Source organism: Phenylobacterium aquaticum (genome assembly GCF_947378715.1).
In the GTDB taxonomy this organism is placed as follows: Bacteria; Pseudomonadota; Alphaproteobacteria; order Caulobacterales; family Caulobacteraceae; genus Phenylobacterium; species Phenylobacterium aquaticum_A.
The window spans coordinates 12,658-27,121 of record NZ_CANCLE010000037.1; the positions used below are offsets into that span (position 1 = coordinate 12,658).

12 protein-coding genes are annotated in these 14,464 nt (G+C 68.5%); 3 read left to right on the forward strand and 9 right to left on the reverse strand.

The genetic code is table 11. The features are described 5' to 3' along the window. Positions 1–13: 13 nt before the first annotated feature. The 3 genes from Q7P21_RS07095 to Q7P21_RS07105 are packed head-to-tail and all read right to left on the reverse strand — an operon-like array spanning position 14 to position 5,720. Positions 14–1,435, reverse strand: a complete 1,422-nt coding sequence (locus Q7P21_RS07095; RefSeq protein WP_304176407.1) for an efflux transporter outer membrane subunit — start codon at positions 1,433–1,435, stop codon at positions 14–16. After that, positions 1,422–4,571: an efflux RND transporter permease subunit gene (locus Q7P21_RS07100; RefSeq protein ID WP_304171008.1), complete on the reverse strand. Its 3,150-nt coding sequence runs from the start codon at positions 4,569–4,571 to the stop codon at positions 1,422–1,424. The genes Q7P21_RS07095 and Q7P21_RS07100 overlap by 14 nt, the downstream gene beginning before the upstream one ends. A 9-nt stretch (positions 4,572–4,580) precedes the next feature. Then, positions 4,581–5,720 (reverse strand): efflux RND transporter periplasmic adaptor subunit, encoded by a 1,140-nt coding sequence (locus Q7P21_RS07105; protein WP_304171009.1) that lies wholly within the window; start codon positions 5,718–5,720, stop codon positions 4,581–4,583. Between the two features lie 172 nt (positions 5,721–5,892). On the opposite strand from Q7P21_RS07105, the gene Q7P21_RS07110 reads away from it, so the two are divergent. Beyond that, the gene (locus Q7P21_RS07110; protein ID WP_304171010.1) at positions 5,893–6,540 is read left to right on the forward strand and encodes a TetR/AcrR family transcriptional regulator; all 648 of its coding nucleotides are present in this window, start codon (positions 5,893–5,895) and stop codon (positions 6,538–6,540) included. A 100-nt stretch (positions 6,541–6,640) separates the two neighbouring features. Next, entirely contained in the window at positions 6,641–6,772 is a 132-nt protein-coding gene (locus Q7P21_RS07115; RefSeq protein ID WP_304171011.1) for a hypothetical protein, read from the forward strand. Positions 6,773–6,855: 83 nt separating this feature from the next. Here Q7P21_RS07115 and Q7P21_RS07120 read toward each other — a convergent pair whose 3' ends face one another. After that, positions 6,856–7,995: a thiolase family protein gene (locus tag Q7P21_RS07120; protein WP_304176409.1), complete on the reverse strand. Its 1,140-nt coding sequence runs from the start codon at positions 7,993–7,995 to the stop codon at positions 6,856–6,858. 11 nt (positions 7,996–8,006) lie between these two features. Then, the gene (locus Q7P21_RS07125) at positions 8,007–8,417 is read right to left on the reverse strand and encodes a Zn-ribbon domain-containing OB-fold protein (RefSeq protein WP_304176410.1); all 411 of its coding nucleotides are present in this window, start codon (positions 8,415–8,417) and stop codon (positions 8,007–8,009) included. Positions 8,418–8,558: 141 nt separating this feature from the next. On the opposite strand from Q7P21_RS07125, the gene Q7P21_RS07130 reads away from it, so the two are divergent. Beyond that, positions 8,559–10,127, forward strand: a complete 1,569-nt coding sequence (locus tag Q7P21_RS07130) for a fatty acid--CoA ligase (RefSeq protein WP_304176413.1) — start codon at positions 8,559–8,561, stop codon at positions 10,125–10,127. Positions 10,128–10,130: 3 nt separating this feature from the next. Here Q7P21_RS07130 and Q7P21_RS07135 read toward each other — a convergent pair whose 3' ends face one another. The 4 genes from Q7P21_RS07135 to Q7P21_RS07150 all read right to left on the reverse strand — a co-directional run. Continuing rightward, complete coding sequence (locus tag Q7P21_RS07135) at positions 10,131–12,320, reverse strand: molybdopterin-dependent oxidoreductase (protein WP_304176415.1); 2,190 nt, start codon at positions 12,318–12,320, stop codon at positions 10,131–10,133. Beyond that, positions 12,317–13,327, reverse strand: coding sequence for an NADP-dependent oxidoreductase (locus tag Q7P21_RS07140; protein ID WP_304176417.1), 1,011 nt, complete (start codon positions 13,325–13,327; stop codon positions 12,317–12,319). Before Q7P21_RS07140 ends, Q7P21_RS07135 begins: the two co-directional genes overlap by 4 nt. 16 nt (positions 13,328–13,343) lie before the next feature. Further along, the gene (locus Q7P21_RS07145; protein WP_304176419.1) at positions 13,344–14,123 is read right to left on the reverse strand and encodes an SDR family oxidoreductase; all 780 of its coding nucleotides are present in this window, start codon (positions 14,121–14,123) and stop codon (positions 13,344–13,346) included. Continuing rightward, positions 14,120–14,464, reverse strand: a 345-nt coding sequence (locus Q7P21_RS07150) for a VOC family protein (protein WP_304176422.1), incomplete at its 5' end; no start/stop codon positions are given. The genes Q7P21_RS07150 and Q7P21_RS07145, both read right to left, overlap by 4 nt.

Below are 14,464 nucleotides of genomic sequence, written 5' to 3' on the forward strand. Positions count from 1 at the left end.
CGTCTAGCAGCGTCTAGGGCCAGACCCCGCCGCCCAGAGCCTTGTAGAGCGTCACCCGATTGTTGAGTTCGGCGAGCTTGGCGGCCAACTGGGTCTGACGCGCGCCATAGAGCGTGCGCTGGGCGTCGAGCAGGGTCAGGTAGCTGTCCACGCCCTTGTCATAACGGGCCTGGGCGAGGCGCTGGCTGTTTGCGGCGGCGGCGACCAGCCGGTCCTGGGCGGCGACCCGGTCGCGGATCGTGGCCTGGGTCTCAAGGCCATCCGCCACCTCTCGGAACCCGGTCTGCACCGCCTTCTCATACTGCGCCACGGTGATGTCGCGGTTGGCCTTGGCGACGCCAAGATTGGCCAGATTGGCCCCGCCCGAAAAGATCGGCAGGCTGATCTGTGGCGTGAAGCTCCAGCTGCCCGTGCCGGCGTTGAAGAGACTGCCGAGGTCCGGGCTGGCCGCCCCGGTCGATCCGGTCAGGCTGATGCGCGGCAGGAAGGCCGCCCGCGCCGCACCGATATTGGCGTTCTGGGCCTCCAGGGCATGCTCGGCCGCCAGCACGTCGGGCCGTCCGGTCAGCACCATCGACGGCAGGCCGGCGGGCAGATCCGCCTGGATGGCGATGGCGTTCAGGCCTGACTGGGGCAGCAAGTCCGCCGGGATCTCGGCGCCGACCACCAGGCGCAGGGCGTTGCGGTCACGACCCGCCTGGGCGGTGGTGGCGGCGACGTCGGCGCGGGCCTGCTCGGTCAGGGTCTGGGCCTGGCTCAGGTCGAGCTGCGAGGTGGCCCCGGCCTCGAAGCGCTTCTGCGACAGGCGCAGGGACTCCTCGCGGGTGGCCAGGGTGTCCTGGGCGATCCTCAGCAGTTCCTGGTCCGCCGCCAGGGTCAGGTAATCCGAGGCGACCTCGGCGACCAGGCTGATCTGGCTGGCGCGGCGGGTCTCCTCCGTGGCGAGATAGCTCTGCAGCGCCACCTGATTGAGACTGCGCACCCGGCCGAACAGGTCGAGCTCATAGGCCGTGAACCCCACCGTGGCGCTGTACTGCTCGGCGTCGACGGCGCGTCCGGTCTGGGACACCAAGGCTGGCGTGTGCGACCGCGTCTCGCCGCCGCTGGCGCTGATCGAGGGCAAGAGCTCGGCCCGCTGGACGCGATACTGGGCGCGCGCCTTCTCGATGTTCAGCACCGCGACGCGCAGGTCACGGTTCTCCTTCAGGGCCAGGTCGATCACCCCCTGCAGGCGCGGATCGAGAAACACCGTGCGCCAACCCAGCTCGCCGGCGGAGGCCGTCGGCGTGGAGGACGGGGCCTGGCTCACCGGCCAGGTCTGGGCGACCGGCAAGGCTGGGCGCTCATAATGGGGGGCGAGCGTGCAGGCCGAAAGCGAGACGGCGGCCAGCAGCTGGGCGGCGAAGGTGAAGGGGCGCATCTCAGAGAGCCTCATGGGGGATGGTCGCCTCGGGGACGGGCTCGACCGGGGTCTTGCCGAACAGGCGCTGAACCAGGACGTAGAACAGCGGCACGAAGAACACGCCGAGCACGGTGGCCGACAGCATGCCGCCGATCACCCCCGTGCCGATCGCGTGCTGGCTGCCGGAGCCCGCGCCGCTGGAGATCGCCAGCGGCAGGACCCCGAAGATGAAGGCCAGCGAGGTCATCAGGATCGGCCGCAGCCGGATACGCACCGCCTCGACGGTGGCCTCGATCAGGGGCCGGCCAGCCTTCTGCAGGTCCTTGGCGAATTCGACGATCAGGATCGCGTTCTTCGCCGCCAGGCCCATGGTGGTGAGCAGCCCGACCTGGAAATAGATGTCGTTGGACAGGCCGCGCAGGGTGGTGGCGAGCAGGGCCCCGACGACGCCCAGCGGGATCACCATGATCACCGACAGCGGGATGGTCCAACTCTCATAGAGGGCGGCCAGCAGCAGGAAGACGACCAGGATCGACAGGGCGTAGAGCGCCGGCGCCTGGGCGCCTGACTCCCGTTCCTGCAGGGACAGGCCGGTCCATTCGTAGCCGATGCCCGGTGGCAGCTTGGCCGCCAGCCGCTCCATGGCCGCCATGGCCTGGCCCGAGCTCTTGCCCGGGGCCGGCGAGCCCTGGAGATTCACCGAGGACAGGCCGTTATAGCGTTCCAGCCGGGGCGACCCGACGGTCCAGCTGCTGGTGGCGAAGGCCGAGAACGGGGTCATCTGGCCGGACGCGTTGCGCACGTACCATTTGTCCAGGTCCTCGGGGCGCATGCGGAACGGGGCGTCGGCCTGGACGAACACCTTCTTGACCCGACCGCGATCGACGAAGTCGTTGACATAGGACCCACCGAGCGCGGTCGAGAGCGTGGCGTTGATGTCGGCCGTGGTCAGGCCCATGGCGCCGGCCCGGGCCTGGTCGACATTGATCTGCAGCTGGGGGGTGTCGTCCTGGCCGTTGGGGCGCACGCCCACCAGGTTGGGATCCTGTCCCGCCATGCCCATCAGCTGGTTGCGGGCGGCCATCAGGGCCTCGTGACCGACCCCGCCAGTGTCCTGCAGCTGGAAGTCGAAGCCCGAGGCGTTGCCGAGTTCCGGCACCGCCGGCGGCACGACGGGGAAGACCATGGCGTCGCGGATCTGGGAGAAGGCGCCCATGGCCCGGCCGGCGACGGCCTGGGCGCTGAGTTTGGCGCCATGGCGATCCTGGAAGTCCTTCAGCCGTACGAAGGCGAGACCTGCGTTCTGACCGGCGCCGGCGAAGCTGAAGCCGGAAACCGTGAACACCGATTTCACGGCAGCGCTTTCGTCCTTCAGATAGTGGTCGGCCACCTGCTTGAGCACCGCCTGGGTGCGCTCTTCGGTGGCGCCGGGCGGCAGCTGGACCAGAGTGTAGATCGTGCCCTGGTCCTCTTCCGGCAGGAAGGCCGACGGCAGGGTGACAAACAGCACGCCCATGACCACGACAAGCGCGCCATAGATGACCATGGTCCGGCCGCCACGCCCCAGGATCCGCCGCACCCGCGACTGATAGCGCTCGCTGGCATGGTCGAAGTTGCGATTGAACCAGCCGAAGAAGCCGCTGGTCGCATGACCGTGGCCCTTGGTCGTGGGCTTGAGCAGGGTGGCGCACAGCGCCGGCGTCAGCACCAGGGCGACGATCACCGACAGGGCCATGGCCGAGACGATGGTGATCGAGAACTGGCGGTAGATCACCCCCTGCGACCCGCCGAAGAAGGCCATGGGCACGAACACCGCGGCCAGGACCAGGGCGATGCCGATCAGGGCGCCGGTGATCTCCGACATGGATTTGCGCGTGGCGTCGATGGGCGACAGCCCCTCCTCGCTCATCACCCGCTCGACGTTCTCGACCACGACGATGGCGTCGTCGACCAGCAGGCCGATGGCCAGCACCAGGCCGAACATGGTCAGGGTGTTGATCGAGTAGCCGAAGGCCGCGAGAATCCCGAAGGTTCCCAGCAGCACGACAGGCACCGCGATGGTCGGGATCAGGGTGGCGCGCCAGTTCTGGAGGAACAGGAACATCACCAGGAAGACCAGGATGACCGCCTCGATCAGGGTCTTGACCACCTCCTCGATCGACTTCTGGACGAAGGGGGTGGAGTCGACGGGAACCACATATCTGATCCCGACGGGGAAGGCTTTGGACAGCTCTTCGACACGCGCCTTCACCGCATTGGCGGTGTTGAGCGCGTTGCCGCCAGGGGCCAGCTTGATGGCCAGGCCAGCGGCCGGGTGGCCATTGAACTTGGCCAGCGAGGCATAGCTTTCCGCGCCGATCTCGACCCGGGCGACGTCGCGCAGATGCACGATCGCGCCGCCGGTCGAGGTCTTCAGGATGATCGCTTCGAACTGTTCCGGCGTCTGCAGCCGCGACTGGGCGGTGATGGTGGCGTTCAGCGCCGTGCCCGGCAGGGCGGGCGTGCCGCCCAACTGGCCGGCCGACACCTGGGCGTTCTGAGCCTTGATCGCGGTGACGACGTCGGCCGGGGTCAGCGCATAGCTCGCCAGCTTGGCGGGATCGAGCCAGACCCGCATGGCGTATTGCGCGCCGAACAGCTGGACGTCGCCCACGCCTTCGACCCGGCTCAAGGGGTCTTGGAGCTTGCTGCCGATATAGTCGGCGAGATCGCCATTGGTGGTCTTGGGGTCGTCGGAATAGAGGGCCACGACCATCAGGAAGTTGCGGGTCGACTTGACCACGCTCAGGCCCTGCTGCTGCACCTCCTGGGGCAGGAGGGCGGTTGCGGTCTGGAGTTTGTTCTGGACCTGGACCTGGGCCATATCGATGTTGGTCCCGCCCTTGAAGGTCAGGGTGACGGTCGCCCCGCCCGACCCGTCACTGGCGGAGGAGATGTACTGCAGGCCGTCCAGACCCTTCATCTTCTGCTCGATGACCTGGGTGACACTGTCCTCGACGGTCTTGGCCGAGGCGCCGGGATAGTTGGCCTGGATCGAGACCTGCGGCAGGGCGATGTCGGGATATTGGGCGATGGGCAGCTGGGTGATCGCCAGGGCGCCGGCCAGCATGATGACGATGGCGACGACCCAGGCGAAAATCGGCCGGTCGATGAAGAAACGCGACAACATGGCGGCCCCCTACTTCCGGGCCGCGATGACGGCGGGCTTTACGGCCACGCCGGGCCGCACCTTCTGCAATCCCTCGACGATGACCCGCTCGCCAGGCTTGAGGCCGGCGCTCACCAGCCACTTGTCGCCCATCGTCTGGGTCACGGTGATGGGGCGGATCTCGGCCTTGTCGCCGGCGCCGACCACATAGACCACCGCGTCGCCGGTGGGGCTGCGGGTGACCGCAGCCTGGGGGATCAGCATGCTGGAGGACGTCACGCCCTTGCTGAGCCTGGCGTGGACATAAAGGCCGGGCAGCAGGGCGCCGTCGGGATTGGGGAACACCGCGCGCAGGGCCACGGAGCCGGTGCCGGGATCGACCGTGATGTCCGAGAACTCCAGGCGTCCCGGCTGCGGATAGGCCGAGCCATCCTCAAGGGTCAGGGTGACCTGCGCCGAACCGCTACGCCCCAGCTTGCCCTCGGCCATGTCGCGCCGCAGCTTCAGGAGGTCGGAGGCCGACTGGGTGACGTCGACATAGATCTGGCTGACGTCCTGGACCGTGGTCAGGGCGGTCGCCTGGTTGGCGGTGACCAGGGCGCCCGGCGTCACCGAGGACTTGCCGATGCGGCCGGAGATCGGGGCCGTCACATGGGTGTAGTCCAGACTGATCCGCGCCTGCTGCACCGCCGCCCGCTGGGCCGCCACATTGGCCAGCGCCTGCTGATAGGTCGCCTGGGCGTCGTCATTGTCCTGGCGGCTGACCGCGTTGATCGCGACCAGGTCCCTGTAGCGATCGGCCTTGAGCTGGGCGGTGGTCAGCTGGGCCTGGGCCTGGGCGAGGCTGGCCTGGGCGCTGTCATAGCTGGCCTGATAGGTGGCCGGATCGATCTGATAGAGCGATTGCCCGGCGCGCACATAGGCGCCTTCCTTGAACAGTCGGGCCTTCACCACCCCGCTGACCTGGGGGCGGACGTCGGAGACCAGAAAGGCCGAGGTCCGGCCGCTGAGATCTGTGGTCAGACCGACCGGCTGGATGGTGGCGATCACTACCCCTACCGGGGCCGGACCGCCCATGCCCATCCCCCCCGCGCCCTTGGCGCCACAGCTGGCCTGGGTCAAAGCGATGGCGAGAATGGCAGCGGCGCCGCCGAGGGTTTTAAGACGCATGCGACACCTGATGGGGTGGCCTGTCGAGCAAGGCACTTGACGAAGCCGGGGTCATGACCGATTTGAGAATGAACGTTCATTCTCGTCTGGCGGGGAAATATGGCTGCGCTTACCCAAAGTCAACGTCACGCCGGCGATTTTTGTTGCGGCGCACCATTTCGGGACGATTTCAATGATTGACGCGACTGAAGCTTCCCGCCCGAAGTCCGAACTCCGGCGCCAGCAGATCCTGGACGCGGCCTGCGCCTGCGTGCGCCGGGCCGGCTTCCACGGCGCCTCCATGGCCGACATCGCCAAGGCGGCGGGCCTGAGCGTTGGACAGATCTATCGCTACTTCGAGAACAAGGAGGCGATCGTCGCAGCCATCGTCGCCCAGGACCTGGCCGAGATGCGGGAGAAGTTCGCCGAGTTCAGCGAGGGCGACGGGACCCTCACCGAGATGGTCATCCAGCGTTGCCCCGAGGCGATCGAGCGAAACTACGACCCCGACCGCGCCGCCCTGGTGCTGGAGGTGCTGGCCGAGGCCGCGCGAAATCCCAGGGTCGCCGCCATCGTCCGCGAGGCCGACGCCGTCGAGCGCACCCTGGGCCGCACCGTCCTGGAAGAGGCCAGGGCCGCAGGCTGCAGCGAGACCGAGTTGGATGCGCGCGGCGAGGTCCTGAGCATGATCTTCGACGGCATGGTCACCCGGGCGGTGAACAACCCGCAGGGTGATCGCGCCGCGATCAGCAGGGTGCTGCGCTCGGTCATGCGTCACCTCTTGTCGGATCAGCCGCTCGGCGAGGCGCCCGCCGTCCCGTCAAAGCCCCCTGCGCCTTAGGTCGCAGCAAAATATGTGGCCATCGCGCTGAATTGGCCGCATCCTCTTCCCTGTGAACGGCGGGCCCTTGAGAGTCCGCTGGCACCACGGAGGAAACGACATGTCCCTTCAGGACGCTTCGGGCCACCCACGCACCAGCCTCATTGAGCATGGGGCCTGTTTCGGTCTCGCCGTGGCCGTACTGGCCGGGGCCGCCGTCGCCCTGCAGTGGTTGTTCCACCTGGTCCCTTAGACCTCGCGCTCCCAAAGCATGAGACGGCCGCAAGCGCCGCCGAACGTCGCCGACGGGACGAGGACCCTTCTGGGAATTGGCTGCTAAGCCTCCAGGATCACCACGCCGGACAGGCCGGGCGCGCCGTAGACCTGCGAATAGCCGAGCTTCGCCCCCGCCACTTGCCGCCCGTGCGCGCGGCCGCGCAGTTGCTGGACGTTCTCATAGACCTGGCGAAGGCCGGACGCCCCGATCGGCTCGCCACAGGCCAGGCAGCCGCCGTCGGTGTTGATCGGCGTCGCGCCGTCCAGGCGGGTGGCGCCTTCCGCGATCAACCGCTCCTGATCGCCGTGGGCGCACAGACCGTTCTCGGCCATGTGCATGACCTCCGCCCCGCTCTCGGTGTCCTGGATCTGGGCGACATCGATGTCGCCGGGCCCAACACCCGCCATCTCGTAGGCGGCCTTTGACGCCAGCTCCGTCGGCGAGGGGCCGCGCTCCACGTCCAACGCCGGGGCGAACACCTCGAAGGAGCCATTGACCCGGGTCCGCACGCTCGCGCCACGCACCCGGGGGCCGGCCAGGCCCAGTTCGCGCATCTTGCGATCGGAGGCCAGGATCAGCGCCGCTCCGCCTTCGGCGGGCGAGCAGAACATGAACTTGGTCAGGGGATCGGAGACCATCTGACTGCCCATGATGGTCTCCAGGTCCACAGGCTCGCGCCGCCAGGCGTGAGGCGTGCGGGCGCCGTTCTCGAAGGCCTTCTCCGCCACCAGCCCCAGGGTCCGGGCGCTGATCCCGTGCAGCTCCCTGTAGCGCTGGATCTTCATGGCGAAGAACTGGGTGGTCAGCATCATGCCGGTCTCGCCGTACCAGGCCGGCAGGCCCCAGTCCTCGGGATCGGCGTTGAAGGCGCCGCGCGGATGCTTGTCGAAGCCGAGCACCACGCCCAGGTCGAACTCGCCGGACTTGATCGCCCAATAGCCGGACAGCAGGGCCGAGCCGCCGGTGGCGCAGCCGTTGGCGACATTGATGAACTGCACCCCGGTCAGGCCCAGGCGCGGCAGCACCGCGTCGGCGTTGCCGGCGGCCGAGGAGCCGCCAAACCCGAACTGGATGGCCGACCAGTCGAGACCGGCGTCGGCCAGGGCCTCGCGCACCGCGAACACCCCCTGATCGAGACCACTGAGGTCATGACGCCCGAAGGGGTGGATGCCCGCGCCGACGATGTGGACAGAACTCATGGGGCGTCTCCTCAGGCGGGGCGGAAGGCGTAGGTCAGGATGTCGGCGCCGTCGGCGTCACGGCGGAAGACCTCGGTGGTCAGGGCCATGGGCATGCCGATGGCCAGGCTGGCGAAGTCGTCGATGATCAGCCGGCTTTCGACGATCACCTGGCCCTCCAGTTCGACATAGCCGACCGCGTAGGGCTGGAAGCTCCGGTCATCGCCGGGACCATTGAACGGCGGCTTGGGCCGGAAGCGCTGCACGGTGTAGGACCACAACCGGCCTTGCGGCTTCAGCTCGACCGGATCGCATCCGTCGCCCTCGGCGCCCTGGGGCATGGGAAAGACGAAGCGCCCGTCGACCTTTCGCCGGCCCCCGATCAGACGCGGTCCCTCCGCGCCTTGCACGAACAGCCCTTCGGCCACGGGTCTGGATGTCATGGTGTCCTCACCTCAGCCGGGACGCCGGGCGCGTCCTCTTGGTCTTGAGGATAAGTAGGCTCTAGAAAAAAGTCACTCGTGTTTTATACAGGACGAGTTGATTGTTTTAGGCGCCCACCAGAGACGCCCGGAGGAAACCCGATGCTTGATCCGAACCGCGTGCGATCCCTGGGCGATGTGGCCCGCGAACAGGCCCGCCTGCGCGCCTCCGCCACGGCCTTCGTCTTCGAGGGCCAGACCACGACCTATGCGCAGTTCGACCGCCGAAGCAATCAGGTCGCCAATGGCCTTGCCGCCCTTGGGATCCAGGCTGGGACGCGGATCTCCTATCTGGGCAAGAACAGCGACGCCTATTTCGAGCTGATGTTCGGCGCGGCCAAGATCGGGGCGGTGATGACCCCGATCAACTGGCGGCTCGCCCCGCCGGAGGTCGCCTATATCCTGGCCGACAGCGGGGCCGAGGCGCTGTTCGTCGGCCCGGAGTTCGACGAGCTTGTCGCCAGGCTGCCGACTGCAAACCTGCGCGCCCTGATCGACATCGAAGCCGCAGGCCCCGAGGGCTATCCGGCTTGGCGCGACGGCCAGGACGCCACCGACCCGGCCATCGCGGTCGGCTGGGAGGACATCGCCCTGCAGCTCTACACCTCGGGTACGACCGGCCATCCCAAGGGCGCCATGCTGTCCCACCGCGCCCTGCTGGAGCTGCGCGCCCTGCACGCGGCCTCGGACATGGGCTGGAACCGCTGGACCCCGGACGATGTCAGCCTGGTGGCCATGCCGATCTTCCACATCGGCGGCTCCGGCTGGGGGATCATGGGGCTGTATAACGGGGCCAAGGGCGTGGTGGCCCGGGAGTTCGATCCCAATGCCGTGCTCGACTTCATCACCCACGACCGGATCAGCAAGATCTTCATGGTGCCTGCCGCCATGCAGATCGTCCTGCGCCATCCCAAGGCCCGCGAGGTCGACTATTCCTGCATGAAGTACGTGCTCTACGGGGCCTCGCCGATCCCCCTGGAGCTGCTGAAGGAGGCCATGGAGGTGTTCGGCTGCGGCTTCGTGCAGATGTACGGCATGACCGAGACCAGCGGCACCATCGTCGCCCTGCCGCCGGAAGATCACCGACCGGAGGGCGGCCCGCGCATGCGCTCGGCCGGCAAGCCCCTGCCGGGCGTCGAGCTGGCGATCCTGGATGAGGCCGGCGCGCGCCTGCCGCCGCATGAGGTGGGCGAGATCGCCACCCGGTCGCCCGCCAACATGTCCGGCTATTGGAACCTGGCCGAGGCCACCGCCAGGACGGTCGACGCCGAGGGCTGGCTGCGCACCGGAGACGCCGGCTACCTGGACGAGGACGGCTATGTCTATATCCACGACCGGGTGAAGGACATGATCATCTCCGGCGGCGAGAACGTCTATCCCGCCGAGGTCGAGAACGCGGTCTTCGGTCACCCGGGCGTCGCCGATGTGGCGGTGATCGGGGTCCCTGATCCCAAGTGGGGCGAGGCCGTGAAGGCGGTGGTGGTCCGCAAGCCCGGCGCCGAACCCACCCCCGCCGAGATCATCGCCTGGGCCCGCGAGCGGATCGCGGCCTACAAGGCGCCCAAGAGCGTCGACTTCATCGACGCCCTGCCCCGCAACGCCTCCGGCAAGGTGCTCCGCCGGGAGCTGCGCGAGCCCTACTGGGCCGGCCTGACCCGCCGGGTCAGCTGAACCTCAGGCCGGGGCCCGCCGCACCCGGACCGGAATGGCGCTCATCCGCGGCATGCCGGTATAGGGATCGAAGTCCTGGTCCACGGCGGTCAGCCGGCCAGTATTGACCCCGGCCAGGCGCGGGTCGTCGTCCTCTCCCGGCGACATGCCCCAGGCATGGGTCATGGACACACAGCCCGGCCGCACGTCCGGCGCGGATTCCGCCACGCCCCGGATGGTGGCGCGCACGCTCTCGATCTCCACCAGGTCGCCGGAGACCACGCCCAGGCGGGCCATGTCCTCCGGGTTCAGGAAGGCGGGATTGGTGGCGTACTGGCGCTTCAGCTTGTCGTTCTCATGCCAGGAGGAGTTCAGCACGTCGCGCATCCGCCGTGAGATCACCCGGAAGGGATAGGGATCGGCGGGCCCCTCGGTCGGCTGCGCGGCCAGGGCGTCGAGCTCGGCCATCATCGGCGCCGCCCCGATCTGCACCCGCCCGGCCCAGCCCTCCGGCTTGGCCTCGACCACCACCGGCGGACGATCGAACAGTCGGCCGGCCACCGCGCCGCGCACCTCCTCGAAGGGCACGGGCGAGCCCTTGAGCAGCATGGCCCAGACCTCGTGCGGGGTCAGGTCCTGGCCCGGCTCGACCCGGGTGGCCTGTTCGGCGGCGGCCTGGGGGTCGAGCAGGCTGACCGTGGGAATTCTGAGCGGCAGGCCCAGGCGATCGGCGAGGCCGGCGAACACCTCCCACTCCTCCAGCAGGTCCGATCTCTCCGGCCGCGCCAGCACCGGCTCAGACCACTGGGCATAGGGTTTGTGAAAGCCCCAGCCGGGCCCGAAATTGCCGATCATCTCGTTCAGGGCGGTGGGGGCGCAGACCTCCAGCGGCAGGGTGGGCGCGATGACATAGTCGGCGTAGCGAGCGGTCGCCGAGACATGGGGATCGAAGCAGACCAGCAGCTCCAGGGCCTTCATGGCCTCCACGGTCTTGATCTGGTCGGGCCAGGCCAGGATCGGGTTGCCGCCCAGCACGAACAGGGCCCGCACCTGCCCCTCGCCCGGCGTGAGGATTTCCTCGGCCAGGGCGGCGGTCGGCAGCCCCGCTGCGCATTGGGTCAGGCCGCGCACCCGCAGGGTCTCGCCAAGGCCCCAGGCCGGCTGCGGTCCCGGCGACGCGGCGATGGCCGGAAAGGGTTGGATCAGCACCCCCGGATTGGCGACCTCGTCTCCCGGCCGCCGCCAGAAGCCCTTGAGCGTGGTCAGCAGCTTGACGAAATATTCCACCAGATTGCCGTGCCCGGACATGTTGGCGCCGGTGCCCGCGCTGAAGGCGCCCCTTCGCGCCGATCCGATCAGCTCGGCGGCCTTGCGGATATCGGCCGGATCGACCCCGGCGCGCGCGCCCGCCACCTCCGGCGTGAACGGCTCCACCGCCGCGCGCAGGGCCTCGAATCCGTCGGCCTCGGCCATGACGAAGTCGCGGTCATAGGCGTTCGCGGCGATCAGCTCGCGGGCGATGGCCGCCAACACCGGCGCATCCTCGCCGGCGCGCACCGCCAGATGGACATCGGCCTGCTCGGCGCATTCGGTGCGGCGCGGATCGATCACCACCAGCTTCATGCCGCGCTGCTTGGCGCGGTGCAGTTGACGGGCCGGGTTCATGCCCAGGCCGCCGTTCATCGAGACGATCGGATTGGCGCCGATCAGGGTCAGCACGTCCCAATGGTCGAGGGTCGGCGTCCCCGCCAGCCAGGGCCCGTGCAGCATCAGGGCGACCGCCTTGCCCGGCTGGTCAATGGTGACGCTGTCGAACTTCATCGCCGAGCCCAGGGCGTCCATCCAGGCCTTGGCGAAGCTGGAACTGGCGAAGTTGTTGTAGCCGTGGGTGCCGATATAGAGCGCCACCGAGCGCGGCCCGTGGCGGGCCACAAGGTCGGCGACCTTGGCGGCGATCTCATCCATCATCGCCTCCGACCCGATATCGGCCAGATGACCGTCGGGCTGGCGCTTCTGTGACCTCAACAACCGGGTGGGCGCCGTGTGATAGCTGCCCAGTTCGCGGCCCTTGATGCAGCTGAACCCCGCATAGATCGGATTGTCCTTGTCGCCGTGGATCCGGGCCACGCGCCCGTCCTCGACCTCGACGATCAGGCCGCACTGGGCGTGGCAGGCGCGGCAGATGGTGTGGTGGCGTTCAGCGGCGACGGTCATGGCGCGCGCACCTGGAGCAGCTGCTTGCCGAAGTTCTCCCCGTGGAACAGCCTCATCAGGGTGCGCGGCGCATTCTCCAGCCCATGCTGCAGGTCCTCGCGATAGCGGAGCTGGCCCGACCGGATCCATTCGACGATGCGGCGTCGCGCCCAGGGGAACTCGGCGGCGTAGTCGAGGACGATGAAGCCCTCCATGTGCGCGCGCCGGAAGATCAGGTTGAAATAGTTGGCCGGCCCGGCGGGCATCTGGCCGAGCTCATAGCGGGAGATGCCGCCGCAGACGACCACCCGGGCATGGGTCGCCAGATGGCCCAGCAGGTCGTTGAACACCGGGCCGCCGACATTGTCCCACAGCACGTCGACGCCGCCGGGGGCCAGGGCCTTCACCTGGGCGCGAACCTCGCCGGCCTTGTAGTCAACGGCTCCGTCGAAGCCGAGCTCCTCGGTCAGCCAACGGCACTTGGCCTCGCCGCCCGCCACGCCGATGACCTTGCAGCCCGCGAGCTTGGCGATCTGGCCGACCACAGATCCCGTGGCCCCGGCCGCGCCGGTGATCATCACCGTGTCGCCCGGGAAGGGCTTGCCGATCTTGTTCAGCCCGAAGAAGGCCGTCATGCCGGTGGTGCCGAGCACCCCCAGATTGGCGGTGATCAGGTCGTCGTCAGGGACCTTGGTCAGCTCCTTGCCGGGCAGGGTCGCATAGTCCTGCCAGCGCAGCATGCCGGTGACCTTGTCCCCCGCCGCGAACCCCGGATGGGCCGAGGCGATCACCTCGCCGACACCCGAGCCGCGCATGACCTCGCCGATCTCGGTCGGGGCCACATAGTCGGCGACATTCTCCATCCAGCCCTTCTGGGCCGGATCAAAGGCCAGGAAGAGGTTGCGCACCACCACCTCGCCCTCCCCCGGATCGCCGACCGTGGTCTCCACCAGCTTGAAGTCGTCGTCGATCAGGCCACGGCCGATCGGTCGGCCGTTGATCAGCCATTGCCGGTTGGTCAGGGTCATGAGGTCCTCGAAGCGATCAAAGGGGGCCGCTGGCGGCGAGCCAGCCACCGTCCGCCACCAGCTCCGTCCCGGTGACGAAACTCGCCGCATCGGAGGCCAGGAACAGGGCGCAGGCGGCCATCTCGCCGGAGGTCGCCATCCGACCGATGGGCTGCACGCTGGAGAAGAACGCCCGCGTGCCCTCCGGATCGCCGCTGGCGTCGAAGGCCGCCTGGTTCATCGGGGTGTCGATGGCGCCGGGGTGCAGCGAGTTGCAGCGGATCGTGCGGTATTGGCGGGCGCAATGCACCGCCACCGACTTGGTCAACAGCCGCACCCCGCCCTTCGACGCGGTGTAGGCGGCGGCCGAAGCCAGGCCGATGAAGCCGGTGATCGAGGAGACATTGACGATCGCCCCGGACGGTCCGCCGGGATTGGTCTTCATCGCCGCGATGCCGTGCTTGCAGCCCAGCATCACCCCGGTGAGGTTGATCGACAGCACCTTGTTCCAGACCTCGAGCTCGGTCTCTTCGATGGTCTGGCCGATGAACACCCCGGCGTTGTTGATCACGATGTCGAGCCGGCCATGGCGGGCCAGTACGGCGGCGACGACGCTCTTCCAGGCGCCTTCGTCGCTGACGTCATGATGCAGGAACAGCCCGCCGACCTCGGCGGCGACCGCCTCGCCCAAGCCGTCCTGCACGTCGGTGACCACCACTCGCGCGCCCTCGGCGGCGAACTGCCGGGCGCAGTCGGCGCCGATGCCGGACGCGCCGCCGGTGATCAGGGCGGCCTTGCCCTCCAGCTGGCCGCTCATCCGAGTTTGCGGACCGGGTCGGTCCCATCCCAGGTGCGCGCCGCGTCACGCATGAAGGCGAAGAACTCGTGTCCGCCCGGCGCAGGCTTCAGGATCTCGACCATGGTTCCCGGCCCGCCGCCGGTGTCGACATAGATGACCTCGCCGCCGCCCGGGACCATGGCCTCCTGCTCGACCTTGCCGCCGGCTGCGGCCACCCGGGCGCGGGCCTCCTCCATGTCCTCCACCAGGATGCAGACATGGTGCAGGCCCTCATGGCCCGCGTCGCGCCAAGCCTTGTAGATCGATGGTGCGGCGTTGTGTTGGCGGATCAGTTCGATCTGCAGATCGCCCCAGTAGCC